The organism is Flavobacteriales bacterium, from assembly GCA_016715895.1.
GTDB lineage: Bacteria > Bacteroidota > Bacteroidia > Flavobacteriales_F > PHOS-HE28 > PHOS-HE28.
Genome location: JADJXH010000004.1, coordinates 2,263,315 through 2,282,762, shown reverse-complemented (window position 1 = coordinate 2,282,762; position 19,448 = coordinate 2,263,315). Strand labels below are relative to the sequence as shown.

The 19,448-nt window shown below is 62.8% G+C and carries 19 protein-coding genes and 2 pseudogenes; 12 read left to right on the top strand and 9 right to left on the bottom strand.

The window, feature by feature from the left end; all coding sequences use genetic code 11:
- The 8 genes from IPM49_18335 to IPM49_18300 all read left to right on the top strand — a co-directional run.
- A partial coding sequence (locus IPM49_18335) for a hypothetical protein (GenBank protein ID MBK9276477.1) occupies window positions 1-288 on the top strand: 288 nt, incomplete at its 5' end.
- A 171-nt stretch (window positions 289-459) separates the two neighbouring features.
- Complete coding sequence (locus IPM49_18330) at window positions 460-750, top strand: hypothetical protein (protein ID MBK9276476.1); 291 nt, start codon at window positions 460-462, stop codon at window positions 748-750.
- Between the two features lie 310 nt (window positions 751-1,060).
- Window positions 1,061-1,480, top strand: coding sequence for a DsbA family protein (locus tag IPM49_18325; protein MBK9276475.1), 420 nt, complete (start codon window positions 1,061-1,063; stop codon window positions 1,478-1,480).
- Window positions 1,481-1,522: 42 nt separating this feature from the next.
- Entirely contained in the window at window positions 1,523-4,042 is a 2,520-nt protein-coding gene (locus IPM49_18320) for a TonB-dependent receptor (GenBank protein ID MBK9276474.1), read from the top strand.
- Between the two features lie 44 nt (window positions 4,043-4,086).
- Window positions 4,087-4,470, top strand: a complete 384-nt coding sequence (locus tag IPM49_18315) for a hypothetical protein (GenBank protein MBK9276473.1) — start codon at window positions 4,087-4,089, stop codon at window positions 4,468-4,470.
- A gap of 204 nt (window positions 4,471-4,674) precedes the next feature.
- On the top strand, window positions 4,675-5,892 hold the full coding sequence (locus IPM49_18310; GenBank protein ID MBK9276472.1) for a site-specific integrase: 1,218 nt from the start codon (window positions 4,675-4,677) through the stop codon (window positions 5,890-5,892).
- 262 nt (window positions 5,893-6,154) lie between these two features.
- Window positions 6,155-7,360: a hypothetical protein gene (locus IPM49_18305; GenBank protein ID MBK9276471.1), complete on the top strand. Its 1,206-nt coding sequence runs from the start codon at window positions 6,155-6,157 to the stop codon at window positions 7,358-7,360.
- Between the two features lie 371 nt (window positions 7,361-7,731).
- Window positions 7,732-8,229 carry a hypothetical protein gene (locus IPM49_18300; protein ID MBK9276470.1) on the top strand — a complete coding sequence of 166 codons (498 nt, stop codon included), beginning with the start codon at window positions 7,732-7,734 and terminating at the stop codon, window positions 8,227-8,229.
- Between the two features lie 290 nt (window positions 8,230-8,519).
- Here IPM49_18300 and IPM49_18295 read toward each other — a convergent pair whose 3' ends face one another.
- The 4 genes and pseudogenes from IPM49_18295 to IPM49_18280 all read right to left on the bottom strand — a co-directional run bounded on the left by IPM49_18295 (window position 8,520) and on the right by IPM49_18280 (window position 10,717).
- The gene (locus tag IPM49_18295) at window positions 8,520-8,750 is read right to left on the bottom strand and encodes a hypothetical protein (protein ID MBK9276469.1); all 231 of its coding nucleotides are present in this window, start codon (window positions 8,748-8,750) and stop codon (window positions 8,520-8,522) included.
- Between the two features lie 50 nt (window positions 8,751-8,800).
- A pseudogene (gene rocD / locus IPM49_18290) lies at window positions 8,801-10,101 on the bottom strand (ornithine--oxo-acid transaminase).
- A gap of 90 nt (window positions 10,102-10,191) precedes the next feature.
- Window positions 10,192-10,521: a hypothetical protein gene (locus tag IPM49_18285; GenBank protein MBK9276468.1), complete on the bottom strand. Its 330-nt coding sequence runs from the start codon at window positions 10,519-10,521 to the stop codon at window positions 10,192-10,194.
- Entirely contained in the window at window positions 10,511-10,717 is a 207-nt protein-coding gene (locus IPM49_18280) for a hypothetical protein (GenBank protein MBK9276467.1), read from the bottom strand. Before IPM49_18280 ends, IPM49_18285 begins: the two co-directional genes overlap by 11 nt.
- Window positions 10,718-10,761: 44 nt before the next feature.
- Here IPM49_18280 and rlmD point away from each other — a divergent pair, with 44 nt between their 5' ends.
- Both rlmD and IPM49_18270 read left to right on the top strand, forming a co-directional pair.
- Entirely contained in the window at window positions 10,762-12,192 is a 1,431-nt protein-coding gene (gene rlmD / locus IPM49_18275) for a 23S rRNA (uracil(1939)-C(5))-methyltransferase RlmD (GenBank protein ID MBK9276466.1), read from the top strand.
- 11 nt (window positions 12,193-12,203) lie between these two features.
- The gene (locus IPM49_18270; protein ID MBK9276465.1) at window positions 12,204-12,896 is read left to right on the top strand and encodes a hypothetical protein; all 693 of its coding nucleotides are present in this window, start codon (window positions 12,204-12,206) and stop codon (window positions 12,894-12,896) included.
- A 43-nt stretch (window positions 12,897-12,939) separates the two neighbouring features.
- Here the strand turns inward: IPM49_18270 and IPM49_18265 are convergent, their stop codons facing one another.
- The 5 genes and pseudogenes from IPM49_18265 to IPM49_18245 form a co-directional block, all read right to left on the bottom strand.
- Window positions 12,940-14,010, bottom strand: coding sequence for an alanine/ornithine racemase family PLP-dependent enzyme (locus IPM49_18265; protein ID MBK9276464.1), 1,071 nt, complete (start codon window positions 14,008-14,010; stop codon window positions 12,940-12,942).
- A gap of 3 nt (window positions 14,011-14,013) precedes the next feature.
- Window positions 14,014-15,162 carry an alanine racemase gene (alr, locus tag IPM49_18260; protein MBK9276463.1) on the bottom strand — a complete coding sequence of 383 codons (1,149 nt, stop codon included), beginning with the start codon at window positions 15,160-15,162 and terminating at the stop codon, window positions 14,014-14,016.
- A gap of 5 nt (window positions 15,163-15,167) precedes the next feature.
- Window positions 15,168-16,328 carry an amidohydrolase gene (locus IPM49_18255; GenBank protein MBK9276462.1) on the bottom strand — a complete coding sequence of 387 codons (1,161 nt, stop codon included), beginning with the start codon at window positions 16,326-16,328 and terminating at the stop codon, window positions 15,168-15,170.
- Window positions 16,325-16,760 (bottom strand): annotated as a pseudogene (locus tag IPM49_18250) (GNAT family N-acetyltransferase). The gene IPM49_18255 and the pseudogene IPM49_18250 overlap by 4 nt, the downstream one beginning before the upstream one ends.
- Window positions 16,761-18,209, bottom strand: a complete 1,449-nt coding sequence (locus IPM49_18245; GenBank protein MBK9276461.1) for a sodium:solute symporter family protein — start codon at window positions 18,207-18,209, stop codon at window positions 16,761-16,763. It abuts the pseudogene before it with no gap.
- A 173-nt stretch (window positions 18,210-18,382) separates the two neighbouring features.
- Between IPM49_18245 and IPM49_18240 the strand changes: the two genes are divergently transcribed.
- Together IPM49_18240 and IPM49_18235 are read left to right on the top strand one after the other, a co-directional pair.
- Complete coding sequence (locus IPM49_18240) at window positions 18,383-18,964, top strand: methyltransferase domain-containing protein (GenBank protein ID MBK9276460.1); 582 nt, start codon at window positions 18,383-18,385, stop codon at window positions 18,962-18,964.
- A gap of 82 nt (window positions 18,965-19,046) precedes the next feature.
- The gene (locus IPM49_18235; GenBank protein ID MBK9276459.1) at window positions 19,047-19,445 is read left to right on the top strand and encodes a DUF1801 domain-containing protein; all 399 of its coding nucleotides are present in this window, start codon (window positions 19,047-19,049) and stop codon (window positions 19,443-19,445) included.
- The last annotated feature ends 3 nt before the right edge of the window (window positions 19,446-19,448 follow it).

Sequence of the window (19,448 nt, the reverse complement as noted above, 5' to 3'; positions counted from 1 at the left end):
CCGCACTGGCTGGGCTACCTCGTGCAACGCCCCGAGAGCCACAGCCGCCACCATGAACGCGGGGTGCACAGTGGCAACTATACCGACCTGCCGCTGATGGACATGCTCTTCGGCACCTTCCACAATCCGAAGGACTTCGCCCGGGAGACCGGCTTCCGGCCCGGTGACAGCGGTCGCCTGAGGGAAATGCTCACCTTCAAGGACATCTCGATCGATGACAGGCCCGGCATCGGGCCATGGCTGGAGGACGGCATCACGGCGGACGAGCTGGTCCGGAAGCGCGCGTGAACATCAGGAAGATCCAGCGTGCAAGGGGCCTTCGCCCGTTCACATGCGCTGCCGTTCGGCCGGTTCCGCTCCGTTCCGTGCAGGCCGGGCCAGGTCCATAGGCGCAGGAACCGCTTCGGTCGGGGGGCATGCCGATGACCCGCTATCCACCGCGCATTATCTTTCGACGCCATGAGCGACCCGATCGTCTACTTCGGCCGCAACCCCAGCATCATGGCGCTGGTGCACCACCAGTTGCGCAGCGCCGGTCACGCGGCGGAGGGATTCTTGGAGGACGACCAATTGCGCGCGCGCTTGGACGGGGGACCCACCGCCCTGCTGATCGTCGGCGGCGGCGTGGAGGAGGGTCCTCGACAGGCCCTGCGCGACCTGTGCGCCGCCAAGGGCATCCGGCTCCTGGAGCACTACGGCGGCCCCGATCAGCTCCTCGAGAACGTGCGCGCCGCCCTGGCCACCGGATGAGCCCGCTCTCGACCCTCGCCGCCACCACCCTCCTGCTGTGCGGTCTCCCGTGCACCGCCCGGCCGCACGAGGTACCCGACACCACCGCGATGCCCGACGGACGCCCCGTGCTGCTCTACGTGATGGACCCCTTGTGCGGCTGGTGCTACGCCTTCGGCCACGAGCTGGACACGGTGCTGGCGCAGATGGCCGACAGCATCGACGTGCAGCTGGTGCTGGGTGGCATGGTCACCGGCGACCGCGAGGGCCCCATGGGCGACATGGCCGGCTACATCCTGGGCGCCATCCCCGTCTGGAGTCCTACACCGGTGTGCGCATCGGCGAGCCGTACAAGGAGCAGCTGCGCCTCGGCACACGGTGGAGCAGCAGCGTGCCGCCCAGCCTGGCCATCGCCGCCTTCCGCACCCTGGCCCCGGAGCGCACCGTCGCGTTCGCACACGAGGTGCAGCACGCCTGCTTCCGCGATGGCCTTGACCTCAACGACAAGGCCCTCTATCCCACCCTCGCCGCGCGCCACGGCGTGGAGGGCAGCGCGCTGGCCCGCGCCATGGCCGACCCCGCCGCCAAGCTCGCCTTCGAGGCCGACATGCGCCGCTCGGCCGACCTCGGTGTGCAGGGCTTTCCGGCCGTGTTCCTCGTGCACAAGGGCAGCACCCGGCCGGTGAGCAGCGGCTACCGCTCCGCAGCGGACCTGCGGGCCGCCGTGCGCGCCGCGCTCCAGGCCCGCTGACCCGCATACCAAGCTGGGACCGGCACCGTTACTTTGCCGCCCATGCTGCGCACCGGCCTGCTCGCGCTTTTCCTGCTTGCCCTGTTCCCCGCCCTCGCGCAGGAGGACGGCACCCTCTTCGGCACCGTGCGCACGCCGGACGGCCGCGTGGCCCCCTTCGTCAACGTGTTCGTGGAGGGCATGGCCCGCGGCACCACCACCACCGACGACGGCCGCTACGAGCTGAAGGTGCCCGCCGGGGTGGAGCTGCTGCTGCGCTTCAGCTTCGCGGGCAGCACCCAGGACCGCCGCATCACCGTGCGCGCCGGCGAGCGCCAGCGGCTGGACGTGGAACTGCCGGTGAACACCCTGGGCCAGGTGGACGTGCGCAGCGGCGACAGCGAGCGCGACGCCGGCATCACCGTGCTCGACGCGAAGCTCACCCGCTTCATGCCCAGCCCCATGGGTGGCGTGGAGGCCCTGCTGAGCGGTCAACTGGGCGTGGTGATGCGCAACGAGCTCAGCTCGGGCTACAGCGTGCGCGGCGGCAACTTCGACGAGAACCTCGTGTACGTGAACGGCATCGAGGTGTACCGCCCCTTCCTGGTGCGCGCGGGCCAGCAGGAGGGCCTGAGCTTCCCCAACCCCGACCTCATCGAGCGCATCCACTTCAGCGCCGGCGGCTTCGAGGCCCGCTACGGCGACAAGCTCAGCAGCGTGCTCGACATCACCTACAAGCGCCCCAAGGGCTTCGCCGGCTCGGCCATGGCCAGCCTGCAGGGCGGCGCCATCCACCTGGAGAGCGCCATGCTGAAGAAGCGCCTCCGCCAGATCACCGGCTTCCGCTATCGCACCAACGCCTACCTGCTGCGCAGCCTCGACACCCGCGGCGAGTACGACCCCCGCTACCTCGACCTGCAATCCTACTGGACCTACGACCTCAGCGACAAGGTGGAGCTCGGCTTCCTCGGCCTCTACTCCAGCAACCAGTACCGCCTCATCCCCCAGAGCCGGCAGACCGAGTTCGGCAACTTCAACCAGGCCCTGCGCTTCACCGTCTTCTTCGAGGGCCGCGAGCGCACCGAGTTCGACACCTGGTCCGGCGCCCTCAACCTCAACTGGAAGGCCGGCAAGGACGCCCTGCTGAAGTTCACCGTCAGCGCCTTCGACACCCGTGAGACCGAGACCTTCGACGTGCTGGGCCAGTACTTCCTGGATGAGCTGGACCGCGACCTCGGCAGCGACCAGTTCGGCGAGGTGGTGCGCAACCTGGGCGTGGGCGGCTACCTCGACCATGCCCGCAACGACCTCAGCACCCAGGTGATCACCGTGGCCCACCGCGGCTACAAGCAGCTGCGCAAGAGCTACCTGCAATGGGGCATCGACGGCCGCCGCGAGACCATCAGCGACCGCCTCAGCGAGTGGACCATGGTGGACTCGGCCGACTACAGCATCCCCCAGAGCAACGGCGAGGACCTGGAGCTGAGCTACGTGCTGAAGAGCCGCGCCGAGCTGGAGAGCTACCGCGCCAGCGCCTACGTGCAGAACGCGTGGACCTGGGAGACCCTCCCCGGTCGCAGCTGGGGCCTCAACGCCGGCCTGCGCGCCAACTGGTGGAGCTACAACCAGGAGACCGTCGTGAGCCCCCGCCTGCGCGCCACCTACGCCCCCGGATGGACGCGCGTGACCCACAAGGGCGACACCGTGGACCGCCGCCACCGCTTCTGGTTCGCCACCGGCCTCTACTACCAGCCCCCCTTCTACCGCGAGCTGCGAGGCTTCGACGGCCAGCTCAACCCCGACATCCGCGCCCAGCGCAGCATCCACTTCCTGCTGGGCTGGGAACGCGAGCTGCGCATCTTCCAGCGCCCCTTCAAGCTCACCACCGAGGCCTATTACAAGCTCATGGACAACGTGATCCCCTACGAGGTGGACAACGTGCGCATCCGCTACTACGGCCGCAACAACGCCAAGGCCTACGCCATGGGCCTGGACCTGAAGCTCAACGGCGAGCTCATCCCCGGCATCGAGTCGTGGGCCGGCGTGAGCGTGATGACCGTGCAGGAGGACCTGCTGGACGACTTCTACTACCTGCGCTTCAACGCCGCCGGCGACACCATCCGCCCGGGCTACACCTTCGACCAGGTGGCGGTGGACTCCACGCGCATCGAACCGGGCTACATCCCCAAGCCCACCGACCAGCGCGTCAACTTCGCCCTCTACTTCCAGGACGAGATGCCCCGCTGGCCCACCTTCAAGGTGCACCTCAACCTGGTCTTCGGCACCCGCCTGCCCTTCGGTCCGCCCAACGACGACCGCTACAGCGACACCCTGCGCACGGGCCTCTACCGCCGGGTGGACATCGGCTTCAGCAAGCAGCTGCTCGGCGCGCGCGGGCAGGAGAAGAAGGGCTTCCTGCGCCACATCAACGACATGTGGGTGAGCGTGGAGGTCTTCAACCTGCTCAACATCAACAACACCATCGACTACACCTGGGTGCAGGATGTGAGCGGCCGCTTCTACGCCATCCCGGACAACCTGACGCCGCGTCGCCTCAACGTCAAGCTCATCGCCTGGTTCTGACGGCCCACCGCCGGGTGGCCGCCGTGGCCTATTTTCGCCGGTGCATGAAGCGGGCACTCCTCCCCCTGGTCGCCTGTGCGGTGCTCTCCGCCTGCGGCACCCACAAGTTCGTGGCCTCCACCCACCCCAACGGCAAGCCCGAGGTGGTCATCTACATGAAAGGCAAGGGCGAGGAGGCCGAGAAGGTGATGGAGAAGGTGTACTACCCCAACGGCCAGCTGGAATACACCGGCCACTTCCTGAACGGCGTGGAGCACGGGCAGTGGACCTACTTCTATGAGAGCGGCACCAAGAAGTATCTGGAGAGCTGGGAGAACGGCCTGGAGCATGGCGTGCACTACGACTACAGCCCCGATGGCCAGATCTACCGCGAGCTGCACTACGAGCAGGGCAAGCTGGTGAAGGAGGTGGACCGCAGCAAGCGGTAGGGTTACGCCCCGGTTCAAGACCTATTCCATATTCAGCATCAGGCGCTGACGGTCTCTCCTTCGCCCGCGTTCGTAACGCGGGTGAACGCACACACGCGCGCGAGCGCGCACGCTCGTGCGTCGGCCCCTCGTCAGGCGTTCATGGCACGAGCGTGGACGCTCGCGCCAGAGGTGGGCCGGACGCTGTTATCTTGCCTTTCCGCCATGGACGAAAAGGCCATCGATCGTGCGGTCCGGCTGGAGCACCTGGTGCACCATGCCCAGCGGTGCATCGCCCTGCACTTCCCCTTTGATGCCGCGTTGATCGCGGCCGCCAAGCACGCCGGAGCCCGGTGGAGCAAGACCCATCGGTGCTGGTATACACCCAACGCCCCCGAGCACCTTCAGGAGATCTTCGCGGCGTTCAAAGGCAAGGCCTGGGTGGACATGAACGGCTTGCGGAAGAAGGCCGGGACGAGCGCACCCGCTCCGCCCATCCCCAAGCCACCACGCACTGCCGGAGCGGCCAGCGGGTCCAAGCGCCCAGCGACCTCAACGGCCACAGCACAACAAAAGCCCACCGCTTCCACCCTGTCCAAGGCGCAGGAGGAGGCCTTGGCCGCCATGCGCCGCAAGCTGGAGATCGGCCGCTACAGTCCGCGCAGCATCCCGGTGTACCTCGGTGCCACGAAGCAGCTCTTTCAGCACTTCCCGAACAAGCATCCGAACGACATCCGCACGGAGGACATCGAGGCCTTTCAACACCACCTCGCCTCGGTCCGCAAGGTGAGCAACAGCACCCTGAATCAGGCGGTGAACGCCATCCGCTACTACTACATGAACGTGCTGGGCGATGAGCGGCGCGTCACCTTCATCGAGCGGCCAAGGAAGGAGACCAAGCTTCCGCTGGTCCTGAGCAAGAGCGAAGTGGCCGCTGTATTGAAGGCACCGACCAACCTGAAGCATCGATCCATGCTCGCGCTCGCGTATTCAGGCGGGCTTCGCGTCAGCGAGTTAGTTGCCTTGAGGCCGGAGGACCTGCTCTTTGACCGGGGGCTGATCAGGATCCGTGGAGCCAAGGGCAACAAAGACCGAACGACCCTGCTCGGGCGCAGCACCGCCGAACTCCTGAAGCGCTATGTGGAACACACCCAGCCCCGGGAACTCCTCTTCGAAGGGCAGGGAGGCGGGTCCTACAGCGCCCGAAGCGCTCAGAAGGTCCTTCAGACCGCTATGGAGAAGGCCGGGATCCGAAAGCCAGCCACGATGCACACCTTGCGCCACAGCTTCGCCACCCACTTGTTGGAACAAGGCACTGACCTGCGCTATATTCAGGCCCTGTTGGGACACGCCAGCAGCAAGACCACGGAGATCTACACGCATGTGAGCACACGATACCTGCAGGGCATCGTGAACCCCATGGATAACTTGGATGCGCCTTGACAAGATCGCCGTCAAAACGTTCGCAAAACCACCCCCAATTGTCCATTAGCACGAAGATCTACCCAGCCGCTACTTCCGGCGATATGCGAAGATCTTCGTATACCCAACGTTGGGGCCATGGGCAAGTTGACAAAAACCAAAATCAATAGAAAATGAAAAATCAGATGAGAATTTTAGCAATATTATTTTTTCTGCTTCTATAGTCGGCTGCTCGAATGGAAATAAAAACTCCAATAGCGAAATAGAAAACAATGAATCAGATGTGATTGATGAGCAAGTAACAGAGCAGGAACTTCCTAAGGAGTCCAAGTTGTTTAATGACCTATTGAGCCTAACTCAAAATTTGAATCAATTCGAAGGAACTGCTTTTGTAGGTTCATTAGACGGACCTTGTTATATGGTCTTAACAAGCAATTCTCAAGGGGATAACATAGCCAAACTTCGATATCAAATAAACAATTATTATCAAGGTAAGGCCGATAAAGTTGATGAAACTTATACAATAACCGAATTCAAGCGAAAATCTGCTAAGAAAGATGGTTTCGGACTAAATAACACTCGAGATTTCGAAGACACATATCTTTATGGTAGCATAAAGGGCCTTAAAGTTTCGATGAATGATGGAGCAATTACTGATGGTTCAGGTTTAGGAAATATATGGTTTGTACTTGATAGTGTTGATTACGAGTTAACTTACATAATGGCGAGTAGTGCAAATTGGTCATTCCAAGGCAGTATAGGTCTTGAAATGGAACAATACATAAAACTTAAAGAACTTTTTACTAACAAAAAGTTTTCTGAAAATGAAGTAAAGTCGATTTCAAAATCTCAAGACCTCCTTGAGCTGAGCAGCAATGACACTAATTTTATTGCTCTTGGAAATAACAAATACAAGGTACTTATTTCAAAAGCTCAATTAATTAATAAATCCAATCTGACACCATTGTTCACACTGACAATTAAAAATGTCTCAAATAGAAATATTGATATAGTATCATTAAATAGGCTATATGAAACAACACCAGAATCAGCATATTCAAATGCATCAGGGTCAGACCAGGGATTAAACCCATTGGTTTATGAAGTATTTAAAAACTCTACTCTTGGCGATAACTATTGGGGAAACAACTTATATTCTGGAGAGCTATATTTTTTAGGGTCTAGAGTTGACAATTCCTCATACCTTTCTGAAGACGAAAGACTAAAGGTTATCAATTCTTTATTAAAGGAAGTTAAGTTTACTTTTGATTTAACATTTGAAAAACCCGGTTATTGGTTCAATTACAGAAAAGATGAACCCATTAATTTTAAAGAAATGAGTATTGCTCAAATCTTAACTAACAAAGAGTTTATCGATAAATGGGAAAATATAAATATGTATCCCGCTATTACTTTAAAAATTCACGATTTGGATAGAGATGAATGGCAAAATGTTCCAGTAGAAATTTATTTTGAGTTAGTCAACTAAATACCATAGAATATGAGAAGTAAAATATTTGAATGCATTCTAAGAAAAGTTTGTAATGGGTTAAAAGAACCTTTCACAGTTAACGATGTAATAGATTGTTTAAAAACCAGTAAGTCTTTCCTAGCAAAACATTCTATTGACCCGAAAAACAAACAAAAGAAAGTTTACGGAACTCCATATTTTATAAGACAAAGTAGGGGAAAATATATCATCAATCCCGAATACAAAACCTGCCCATAACATTGTATAAGCATAATGCGGGCTAAGTGCTATATTTAAACTAATTGAATATAAATAAACATATGGTTAAACCGAAAGCGAAGTGCTTTCAATCCCGCACTACGCTTATACTTGACCGTTAACATACAACCATGAAAGCCTTAAATCAACTTGCACTTCTGGCATTACTTCTATCCAACACATTCTGTCATGCACAAGACAGTCTGATAAGGCCAGAATTCATGGATATACCATTCGTTACAAACGGAGATCAGAAACCATTTGGTCTCGAACACCATTTGTTAAAAGTAAAGTATGGATCAAATTGGTCTACTAGATGGAAGACCCTCGCGCCAGATACAACTTTGTCCGTTATAGTTGACAGGAAGTCTGATTTTCGAATTGTCATGCAAGTCAACAACCAATGGATGATTCAAGGATTAGAGTTATATATCCTTGAACCAGTTAAAGATGGTTTAGGCGTCAAATACCAAGGTAGAAAGACTGAAGACCTACTTCAACGTAAGATTAAAATAAATTTTAGACGAATAGAAAATGACTTCTACGAAATAGTTCCATCGAAAGAATTGAGTGCTGGGAAATATGGGTTTCTGTTCGGTGGTGATTGTTACGTATTCCAAGTTATGTAGATGGCGCGTGAAGGAACCTATAAAGCGAGTCGTATGTTAACATGCACTTGCCGCAAGCCGCCCTCGTCCCGTTGCCAACCCCGTTGAAGGATTGAACACTTCGTCCAGGAACAAGATGAAAAGCGGCCTGCGGCAAGAGCAGGCCCGAAAGAAAAAAAAATCGTGTGAATTTCTTCCCCTTTTCTTTCCTCCCCTTGAACGCCATCGCGCCCAAGGCGGCGCGCCAGCGTCCAACTGCGAATGACCACCGCGGGTAGGCAGCACGCGCCGCTCACGAGCCGGCCGGAGGCTCATGGTCGATGCCGCCGGAGCACCTCTTCCGACGCACGCAGGTTCGCGGGATCCTTCGAGGCCTCGTGCGCCCGGAGAACGCGCTCCTGCTGCTCCACCGTCAAGGCGCTCCACACGCCGCTGTCACCGACCGCGCTGGCGAGCAGTTCGTGCACACGCGAGAGCAAGGCCTCGTTCCGGATCGAGTCCACCAAGGCATGAAGGCGGTCACGTAGGGCGGTCGTGTTCATGGCGTGTGATGTGACCATAAAGGTAGCGCCCACCCGCTCGCTTCGTCCACCTACGCGAACTGCCGCACGCTGGTGCGGATGATGTTCACGCACTCCATCAGCTGCTCGGCGGTGATCACCAGCGGCGGGGCGAAGCGGATGATGTCGCCGTGGGTGGGCTTGGCCAGCAGGCCGTTGTCGCGCAGCAGCAGGCAGAGCTCCCAGGCGGTCCTCGGGGAGCCATCCGGCGCCGTGCGGGCTTCGATCACGAGCGCATTCAGCAGCCCGCGGCCGCGCACCAGCTTCACGAAGGGGTATTCGTCCACCAGCTTCCGCATCTCGGCACGGAAGAGCTCACCGAGCCGGTCGGCGTTGCCGCAGAGGTCCTCGTCCTGCACGATGCCCAGCGCCTCGATGGCCAGGCGCGCGCCCATGGGGTTGCCGCCGTAGGTGCTGCCGTGGGTGCCGGGGGTGAAGACGTTCATCACCGCATCGCTGGACAGCACGGCGCTCACCGGGTACATGCCGCCGCTGAGGGCCTTGGCGAGGATCACCACATCGGGGCGCTGCACCCCTTCGCGTGCTTCGCAGAGGCCCTTGGTGCAGTGGCAGCCGCTGTGGTGGCAGGAGGCGAGCAGCCGGCCGGTGCGCGCAATGCCGGTCTGGATCTCGTCCGCGATGAAGAGCACGTTGCGGGCCTTGCAGGCGGCGATGGCGCGGGGGATGTAGTCGTCGGCCGGCACGTACACGCCCTTCTCGCCCTGGATGGGCTCCACGAGGAAGGCGCAGACGTGCGGGTCCTCCAGCGCCCGCTCCAGCGCGGGGATGTCGTCGTAGGGGATCACCTCGAAGCCGGGCGTGAACGGCCCGAAGCCGCCCTGGCTGTCGGGGTCTGTGCTCATGCTGACGATGGTGATGGTGCGGCCGTGGAAGTTGCCCTCGCACACGATGATCTTCGCCTGCCCCGCCGGGATGCCCTTCTTCTCGTAGCCCCACTTGCGCGCCATCTTGATGGCGGTCTCCACGGCCTCGGCGCCGGTGTTCATGGGCAGCATGCGGTCGTAGCCGAAGAGGGTGCACACGGTGCGGGCGTACTCGCCGAGCACGCTGTTGTAGAAGGCGCGGCTGGTGAGCGTCATGCGCGTGGCCTGCTCCTGCATCACCTTCACGAGGCGCGGGTGGCAGTGGCCCTGGTTCACGGCGCTGTAGGCGCTGAGGAAGTCGTAGTAGCGCTTGCCTTCCACGTCCCACACGAACACGCCCTTGCCGCTGTCGAGCACCACCGGAAGGGGTGGTAGTTGTGGGCCCCGTAGTGCTCCTCGAGCTCGATGGCCTGCTGCGTGCGGGTGCGGATGCTGGAGTGGATCGACATGGCTGGAAGGACGGGCGTTCTGCGCGGAAGCGGCAAAACTAGGGGTTCGGGGCCGTGCGTTCGGCGAACCTCCAAGTCATGCGACATTCCCTATTCCGGTATCCAGCTCAGCAATTGTTCCAACTCCTTGTCCGAAAGCGTATCGCGCTCCGCCTTGTCGTACAGCGCCAGCAGATGCACCGTGTCGCCCGCCACATGAACATGCGTGATCACCCTGCCTCCACCGCTCTTTCCGCGGCCTTTCGACGTGATCGAAAGTCGGACCTTGTAGCAGTCCTTCCCAAGGGACTTCCCGATGAAGGGGTCACGCTCCAGGATGGCACCCAAGGTTGCGACGTCCTTCTTCAAGGAGGGATACTTCTTCAAGAGCCGTTTCAGGTCGCGCTGGAAGGGCCGCAGCGCAATGACCTCAAAGCTCATCGAGGAACTGCTTCAACGGCTTGCCTTTGCGTGCACCGCGTTTGATCTCGCCGACCTCCGCCATCGCCTCGATCAGGTCCTCAACCCGACGGGACTTATCCTTGCTCAACGGAGCGACCTTGACGAAAGAGATGCTACTGAGCAGCTCGATCATCATTTTAGCCTTGCTCGTGGGTACTTCAAGGAGGATCTTCATGGCCTGTCAAAGATAAGCGGCTCAACCTTCCATCTTTGCCGCCCATGCCGCGCCGCGCGTCCCGTACCGCCGAAGAGGTGGCCGCCGTACCCATCACGGGCTGGGGCGCCAACGGCAAGGCCCTGGCTCGGTTGGATGGACTGGTGGTCTTCGTCACCGGCGCGGTGCCCGGCGACACGGCCGACCTGCGGATCCACACCCGCAAGAAGAGCTTCGCCGAGGCGTCGGCCACCCGCATCGTGGAGCCCAGCCCCGACCGGGTGCAACCCTTCTGCCGGCACTTCGGCAGCTGCGGCGGCTGCAAGTGGCAGGACCTGGACTATGCGAAGCAGCTCGAGTTCAAGCGCCAGCAGGCGATCGACAACCTGGAGCGCCTCGGCGGGCTGGAGCTGCCGGAGGTGCAGCCCACCCTGCCCTCGCCCGCCACGCGCGGCTACCGCAACAAGCTCGAGTTCACCGCCAGCGCGCACCGTTGGTTCACCCACGCCGAGCTGCGGACCATGGGCGACATCGCCGACCGCAACGCCCTGGGCTTCCACATCCCCCAGCGCTTCGACCGCGTGCTGCAGGTGGACGAGTGCCATCTGCAACCCGCCCCGAGCGACGCCGTGCGCAACTTCCTCCGCGCCAAGGCCGCCGAACTGGGCATGAGCTTCTACAACATCCGCGCGCACCAGGGCGGCCTGCGCACGGTGATGGTGCGGACCACCCTCACGGGCGAGTGCATGGTGCTTGTGGCCTTCGGCGAGGACCGGCCCGAACAGCGCACCGCCCTGCTCGATGCGCTGCTGGACGCCTTCCCGCAGCTCACCAGCGTGCTGTGGACGGTGAACACCAAGCGCAACGACACCCTCTGGGACCTCGACATCCAGGTGCACGCCGGGCGCGATCATCTGGTGGAGGTGTTCACCGATGCCGCCACGGGACGTGCGCTTCGCTACCGCATCGGGCCCAAGAGCTTCTTCCAGACCAACCCGGCCCAGGCGCAGGCCATGTACGCGCTCACCCGCGAGCTCGCGGGCCTCACGGGGACCGAGCGGGTCTACGACCTGTACAGCGGGGCGGGCACCATCAGCCTGTACGTGGCCGGCCGGGCGGCGCAGGTGGTGGGCGCGGAGATCGTGCCCGAGGCGGTGGAGGACGCCTGGGCCAACGCCCGGCTGAACGGCATCACCAACGTGCACTTCGAGGCGGGCGACCTGAGGCACCTGCTGGACGCCACCTTCGTGCAGCGGAACGGCCGTCCGGACGTGGTGATCACCGACCCGCCGCGCGCGGGCATGCACGAGGACGTGGTGATGCGCCTGCGCGAGATGGCCCCGCCCCGCATCGTGTACGTGAGCTGCAACCCCGCCACCCAGGCCCGCGACCTGGCCCTGCTGAACGACCACTACCGCGTCACCTTCGTGCGACCGGTGGACATGTTCCCGCACACCTTCCACGTGGAGAACATCGTCCGCCTGGACCGCCGCTGAACCCCTTCATCATGCGCCTCCCTGCCCTGCTTCCGCTGTGCGCCCCGGCCCTCGCCCTGGGGCAGACCCTGACCGATCAGACCATCGAGCTCACCGTGCACGACACCGTGCCGCTCCGCTTCAGCGAGGTGGTGTACGAGATCCGCTGGAGCGATCCCGGCGACCAGCCCTACGAGGAGAACGCCGACTGGGAGAAGGTGCAGCGCGAGATGGCGGCGCGTGCGGACCGCGAGCTGGGGAAGCTGGAGAAGGAGCTGCGCGGCATGGGCCATGCCGTGGTGCGGACGACCGATGCCGGCGACGACCTCTCCCTCGCCCTGTACGCGCAGCCGCCACAACCGGTGCTGCGCGTGACCGCCAGGGACCGCGAGGCGTTGAAGCCGATGGTGGAGGCCCTGCGCGGTCGTCCGGGCCTGGAAGGCCACATCGCGCATTGGCGGTTCGACCAGCCGGAGGATGCGCAGACCGCCGTGCTGCAGGCCATGTACACCGCGGCGGAACAGCGTGCCCGCGCCATCGCGACGCTCGCGGGACGCAAGCTGGGCAAGCTGCTGGCCGCCTACGAGCCCCAGGCGAAGGAGACCGGTCTGCTGGAGCTGCTGGGGATGCTGGATGGCCGCGAGCGTGCCTACGACGACCCCGTTCAGGCCACCCTGGCCGCGCGGCAGCGCAGCATGGTGTTCCGGTTCGCGCTGATCGACTGAGGCGCGGCGCCGGCCGCCCATCACCCACCGCGGCGCGGTGGGGCTACTCCACCACCTTGTCGATGTAGCGGGAGTTCATCACGCCCAGCGCGCCCATGTACCGCAACCTGAAGCTCATCACCGCGCCCACCCGGTAGTCGTGCGGGCTGTCGCCCAGATCGACCACCAGCATGTCGCTGCTGGCCTCGATGATGTGCACATGCTCGTCCTCGGGGATGAGGAAGCCCGGTTGCACATCGAGCAGGCCGATGTCGAGGATGGCCCGGTACGACGTGCGTCCCCGGTCCGCCTCGTCGAATTCCGGCTTGTGACCCGACGGATTCTCCGCCTGCACCCCGATGGGCACCACCGGCTTCTCGTAGAGCTCGATCACCTCGGCGAAGAGCTTGAACACATCGGACTCCATGCCGGGCAGCAAGCCACCGGTGAAGAGATCGGCTCCGAAGAACAGGGCCTCACCGATGCGGAAGTGGTTCACTCCCTTGGGTAATTCCTTGTTCAGCAGCAGGGGCACGGTGACGGTGGTGCCGCCGCTCACCCAGGGGATCACCCGGTCGAAGCGGGCCTCGATGAGCTGCTTGTAGAGGCTGAGCTGGATGAGCTTGTCCGCGCTCGGCATGATGCCGTTGAGGCAGTTGAGGTTGGTGCCCAGCCCGATGATCTCGATCCCCGGAAGCTGGAACACCTGCGCGTAGAAGTCCGTGAGGTGCTCGCCCATGACGCCCTCGCGCAGGTCGCCCATCTCCACCATGATGATGATCTTGTGATGGCGGCCCTGCCTCACCGCCTCCTCGCTCAGCCCCTTGATGGTGAAGAGGTCCGTGTTGAAGCTCACGTCCGCATAGCGCACCACGCTGGACAGGCTGCGCTTGGCGGGCGGCTTGATGTAGACGGTCTGCACCTGGGGCGCGATGGCCTTGATCGCCTTCAGGTTGCTGATGCGCGTGTCGTGCATCTCGGTGATGCCCAGGTCCACCAGCTCCTGCAGGTAGGTGCGGTTGCCGCAGAGCAGCTTGGTGACCACACCCCACGCGATGCCGTTGCCGTCGAACCAGCGCTGCAGCACGGCGTGGTTCCTCCGCAGCTTGTCGCGATAGAGCTTCAGGTAGGCCATGGTTCAGGGGATGACCGTCCGGGGGATGTCGCGCGGCAGGCGCGTGAGCAGCTCGTAGTTGAGCTGTTCGCTCAGTTCGCTGAAGCTGGCCACCGTGATGCGATGGTCGCCCTGCTCACCGATGAGGACGACCTCGTCACCCTTCTCCACTCCCGGGATGTCGGTGATGTCCACGCTGATGGCGTTCATGTTGACGATGCCGGCGACCCGTGCCTGCTGCCCGTGCACCAGCACACGGCCCAGGTTGCTGAGCCCGCGGTCGAAGCCGTGCGCGTAGCCCACCGGCACCACGGCGATGCGCATGTCGTGCGCCGCTTCACTGCTCGTCCCATATCCGATGAAGCCGCCCGCCGCCACCCTGGTGATGGCCATGACGCGGCTCTTCCAGCCGATGAGGCGCTTGAGCGGATCGGTGGACACACCGCTCACCGCGCTGTAGCGGAACCACGTCTCCTGGTTGGGCCAGAAGCCGTACTGCATGATGCCGACGCGCGCCATCGGCCCCACCGTATGCGGATAGTTCATCACGGCCGCACTGCACGCCTGGTGGGCATAGGTCGGATGCAGGCCGGCCAGATGGGATCGGTCGAGCGCCTGTTGGAAGTGCGCCATCTGGGCGGTGACGCGCTGATCGTTGCTGCTGCTCTCCGCCCCGGCGAAATGGGTGAAGAGGCCCACCAGCTCGATGTGCTCGTCATGCGCGCGCATCAGGTCCAGCGCGGGTCCCAGCGCGGTGCGGTCGAAGCCGGTGCGGTGCATGCCGGTCTCCACCTCGATGTGGATGCGCGCCTTGCGCTTCTGCCTGCCCGCCTCGCCGATGGCCTGCTCCAGCCGGTGCCGGTCGTGCACACAGAACTCCACGCCATGCTCCACCGCCCAGGCCAGGCCATCGACCTCCACCATGCCCATGATGAAGAGGTCCGGGCACTTCCGCAGGTGCTCCACCACATGCCACGCTTCATCGGCGGAGTACACCCCGAAGTAGTCGACGCCCTCTTCCATGGCCAGCGGGATGAAGGCGTCCAGGCCATGCCCGTACGCATTGCCCTTCACCACGCTGCACAACCGCGCGCCGTTGAGCCGCTGACGCAGGAAGGCGAGGTTCCTTCGCAGCGCACTACGGCTGATGGTGATGGTGCTCGTTTCGAACATTCAGGTCAGTTGGCGGACGATCCGCTCGAACACGGCGATGCCCTGCGGGATGAGGTCCTCGGGGAAGTCGTAGTCGGGATTGTGCAGGGCGGGCGTTCCCTCCCCGCCCCCAGCCCGAACATGCAACCGGGGAAGCGCTGGGTGAAGAGCCCGAAATCCTCGCCGAACTTGAAGGGATGCTCCGGCTCCCGGTGAGCGAGCCCCTCCGCCTCCACGGCCTCGCGCACCAGGTCCACCGTGGCGGCATCGTTGCGGTTGGCGTGGAAGTGCTGGGTGTAGGTGATGTCGAGCTTCAGCCGGTGCCGGACGCTCACTTCGTTGGCGATGGCCTCCACCTCGCGCTGCAAGCGCTCGAGTTCGGCATCATGCCAGCAGCGCAGGGTGAGATGCACCTCGGCGGAGCCCGCGCTGATGCCGTAGTCCTTGCTGCCGAGGCGTGCATGCACGGGGGTGACCACCCGCATGTGCGCATCGGCCGGCACGTTGTGGTCCAGCGCCAGGCTGCGGGTGATGAGCTCGCTCATCGCGGCCGCCGGATTGATGCCGTGCTCGGGTTCGGCGGCATGCGAGGTCCTGCCCTTCAGCGTGATGATGATGCTGTTGACGGCTGCTGTGAAGCTCTCCGGACGCAGCATCACGGTTCCCCTGGGAACACCCGGCAGGTTGTGCAGCGCGAACACGCGATCGAACCGCATCCCCTTCACGCGCGGATCCGCCAGCACTGCCTCGGCACCCAGGCCGTTCTCCTCGGCCGGCTGGAACAGCAGCCAGACCCTGCCGCTCGCCGGTCGTTCGGCCGCGAGCCGCTCGGCCAGCCCGCACAGGATCGCCATGTGGCCATCGTGCCCGCACTTGTGCGACCGGCCCTCGATCGTGGAGCGGTGCGCGAAGTCGTTCTCCTCCTCGATGGGCAGCGCATCGAGCTCGCAGCGGAAGAGCAGCGCGGGACCGCTCGAGCCGCCGTCGAATCGCGCGAGCACACCCGTTCCGCCCACGTGCGTGAGCAGGGCATCGGGGGCCAGCACTTCGAGGTAGCGCTTGATGCGGTCCGCGGTCCGGTGCTCCTCCATGGCGGTCTCCGGATGGGCGTGCAGTTCTCGACGCAGGTAGACCAGCTTCCGAAGCAGGCCATCGTTCACTGGGGAAGGGATGCTCGTCCTCTTCATCGGTGCAGACGCATTTCGAGGTACTTGTTGGTGAAGCCGAGCGCCTCGTAGAGCTTGCGGGCCGGATTGTCCGGCTCCACATGCAGCGCGACGGCACCCTTCGCGCGCGTGAGCGCCTCCTGCATCAGCTTCCGGCCCAGGCCCTGCCCGCGCAAGGCACGGTCCACCGCGATGTACACCAGGATGTTCTCCGGGATGTAGCCGCCCATGCCGGTCTCGTTCACCACCACGGCGCCCTGGACCGCATCACCATCCACGGCCAGCACCACGAAGCCACCGCGCTGTGGATCGAAGACATAGGCAAGGCATTTCAGGATGTCCTCCCTGCGATCACCCGAACTGGTCCAGATGCACCTCCAGGAAGTGTGCGATGCGGTCGTTGGTGAACTGCGGATGCGGCCCGGTGGCGCTGTCCAGGTGGATGAATTCCATTCAAGGGGCGGGTATGCCGGCGGCGCGCCCCGGAACAAGGCGCACCACCGAGGTGAAACAAAGGGAGGAAGCCACGATCCCGAAGATGTTGGCGTCCAAGCCCAGCGGAAGCGGTACGGCGAGCGTGGTGAGCGCCAGGGTGGTGCCCCCGCCGACCACCATGGATGCAAGCGCGGCCGGTGCGTGCCGCTGCCCGAAGAAGACCGCGGCTACCAGCGGTACCAACAGACCGCTGACCATGAAGGCGTAGCTGTGCAACATCAGCGTGAGCACGTTCTCCATGGTGCCGGCCAGGACCAGGGCCACCAGCCCGAGCACCAATGTGAAGACCTGCGATAACCGGAGCTGCCGCTTCACCGGCATGTCCTGCCGCTTCCGCAGCACGATGTCCGTGAGCAGGTTGCCGCTGGCCGCCATCAGGCAGCTGTCGGCTGTGGACAGGATGGCGCTGAAGTAGGCGGCGAGCACCACGCCCATCAAGCCGACCGGCAGGATGGTGCGCAGCAGCAGCGGCAGACCGATCTCGGGGTCCATCTCGCCCGCACCGAGCGGGAAGAGCGCTGCGAACATCCCCTGTTCGGCCGCCACCCGCGCCAGCAGGCCGAGGACGACACCCAGGAAGGCCATCACCGGCCACTCGAACAGCCCGGCGATGAACCAGGCCTGCCGGGCCTCGCGTTCACTGCGGCTGGCGTAGATGCGCTGGTAGAGCGTCATGCCCACGAACCAGATGGGCACGATGGTGATGGCCCAGTTGAGCAGTTGTACCGGCCGAATGTGGTCCAAGGCCAGCAGCTCGGGTGCCAGCGTGGCGCTGATCACCTCCCAACCACCCACGGCCTGCCACGACAGCGGGAGCGCAACGAAGATCAAGCCGGCCAGCAGCACCACCCATTGCACGGTATCGGTGTGGATCACCGCGCTCATGCCACCCAGCGCCGTGTAGACGATGGCGATGGCGCCCATCACCACCAGTGCCGTATGCAGGTCGAGGCCCACCACGGCCGCGGAGGCGAGCTTGGCACCGGCCAGGATCTGCGAACTGGTGAAGCCCAGGTAACCGACCACCGAGATGAAGCCCGCGACAAGCGCGACACGGCCGTCGTAGTAATGGCCGAAGAGCTGGGGAAAGGTGAGCAGCCGCTGTGCACTACCCAGCGCGTACACCCGCGGGATCGGCAGCACGGCGGCGAGCCAGGCGCCGATCAATCCGGTGAAGAGCATCCAGGAGCCGCTGAGGCCCATCGCGAAGCCGAGCCCACCCAGACCGATGGAGAATCCACCGCCCACATCGGTGGCCACCACGGACAACCCGATGTGCCAGCGGCCCATGTTGCGTCCGCTGACGAAGTAGTCCTCGGCGCTGGAATTCCTCCGCATGTGGAACACACCCACGGCCACCAGGAGGACCATGTAAAGGAGGAAAATACCGGCGTCGATCCAGTGCAACTCGTTCGGTTCAGAAGGTGACGGCCCATGGCACCCGCAGGTGGAGGACCGGAAAGGGCACGCATCGCGCGCCAGGGAGCTGCGCAAAGATAGCCCGATCGACGGGACCCGGTCGCGGGTCCCGTGCACCGTGCCGCACAGCGAGGCACGCCGGATGTCCCGATCTTCGGGCCATGCAACTGGATCGGAACTTCTGGGAGGAGCGCTATCAGGCCGGCGACACCGGCTGGGACCTTGGTGCGCCTTCCACCCCGCTGAGGGCCTATCTCGATCAGCTGACGGACAAGGACCTGCGCCTGTTGTTCCCCGGCGCGGGCCGCGCCTACGAGGCGGAACACGCCCACCGCCTCGGCTTCCGGAACGTGTTCGTGATCGACCTCACCGACGCGCCCTTCAAGGACCTGCTCGCCCGCTGCCCCGACTTCCCGAAGGAACACCTCCTGGTGGGCGATCTCTTCCGGCACGAAGGCAGCTACGACCGCATCATCGAACAGACCTGCTTCTGCGCGCTCGACCCGGTGTTGCGACCGGACTATGTGCGCGCCATGCATCGCATGCTGCGGCCCGGCGGCAAGCTGGTCGGTGTGCTGTTCGACGATCCGCTGAACAGCGACAGGCCTCCCTTCGGAGGCTCGCAGGTGGAGTACGAGGCCTTGTTCAAGCCCGTGTTCCCACGGGTGCGTTTCACGGCCTGCCACAACTCCATCGCGCCGCGCAGTGGCCGTGAACTGTGGATCGAGGCGCCGCGCGACTGACCGTCGCGCACGGCCTCAGCGCGCCCCGTCGTAACCCGGCTACGCCCGCGCATCGGTCCAGCACCGATCTTCACGCCCCGCCATGCGCATCGACGCCTCCACCTGCGAAGCCTACTTCGACGCCCTGCCGGAGGATCGGCGTGCCGCGCTCACGCACGTGCGACGCCTGGTGCTTCGCGCGTTCCCGCGTGTCACCGAGGAACTGCGCAACGGCCTGCCCACCTATCTGCTGGACGGGACGGCCTTCTGCGCGGTGGGCAACCAGAAGAGCTTCATGGCGCTCTACATCATGCATCACGACCTGCTCGACGCCTTCAACAAGGACCTGAAGGCGTATGACCACGGGCGTTCGTGCATCCGCTTCCGCCGGCTGGAGCCGGAGACCGTCGAACTGTTCGACCGGATCATCAAGTACACCGGAAGCCGCTTTCCGGACAGCCGGCTGAACGGCGGCTCCAAGGCGGAGGTCCGCACGCGGTGACGG

Bases quoted from the DNA above. Each gene is read 5' to 3' on its own strand.
- alr (MBK9276463.1), bottom strand. From the start codon at position 15,162: ATGTTCGAAACGAGCACCATCACCATCAGCCGTAGTGCGCTGCGAAGG.
- IPM49_18300 (MBK9276470.1), top strand. From the start codon at position 7,732: ATGAAAGCCTTAAATCAACTTGCACTTCTGGCATTACTTCTATCCAAC.
- IPM49_18330 (MBK9276476.1), top strand. From the start codon at position 460: ATGAGCGACCCGATCGTCTACTTCGGCCGCAACCCCAGCATCATGGCG.
- IPM49_18255 (MBK9276462.1), bottom strand. From the start codon at position 16,328: ATGAAGAGGACGAGCATCCCTTCCCCAGTGAACGATGGCCTGCTTCGG.
- IPM49_18265 (MBK9276464.1), bottom strand. From the start codon at position 14,010: ATGGCCTACCTGAAGCTCTATCGCGACAAGCTGCGGAGGAACCACGCC.
- IPM49_18295 (MBK9276469.1), bottom strand. From the start codon at position 8,750: ATGAACACGACCGCCCTACGTGACCGCCTTCATGCCTTGGTGGACTCG.
- IPM49_18310 (MBK9276472.1), top strand. From the start codon at position 4,675: ATGGACGAAAAGGCCATCGATCGTGCGGTCCGGCTGGAGCACCTGGTG.
- IPM49_18320 (MBK9276474.1), top strand. From the start codon at position 1,523: ATGCTGCGCACCGGCCTGCTCGCGCTTTTCCTGCTTGCCCTGTTCCCC.
- IPM49_18270 (MBK9276465.1), top strand. From the start codon at position 12,204: ATGCGCCTCCCTGCCCTGCTTCCGCTGTGCGCCCCGGCCCTCGCCCTG.
- IPM49_18235 (MBK9276459.1), top strand. From the start codon at position 19,047: ATGCGCATCGACGCCTCCACCTGCGAAGCCTACTTCGACGCCCTGCCG.
- IPM49_18285 (MBK9276468.1), bottom strand. From the start codon at position 10,521: ATGAGCTTTGAGGTCATTGCGCTGCGGCCCTTCCAGCGCGACCTGAAA.
- rlmD (MBK9276466.1), top strand. From the start codon at position 10,762: ATGCCGCGCCGCGCGTCCCGTACCGCCGAAGAGGTGGCCGCCGTACCC.
- IPM49_18280 (MBK9276467.1), bottom strand. From the start codon at position 10,717: ATGAAGATCCTCCTTGAAGTACCCACGAGCAAGGCTAAAATGATGATC.
- IPM49_18240 (MBK9276460.1), top strand. From the start codon at position 18,383: ATGCAACTGGATCGGAACTTCTGGGAGGAGCGCTATCAGGCCGGCGAC.
- IPM49_18315 (MBK9276473.1), top strand. From the start codon at position 4,087: ATGAAGCGGGCACTCCTCCCCCTGGTCGCCTGTGCGGTGCTCTCCGCC.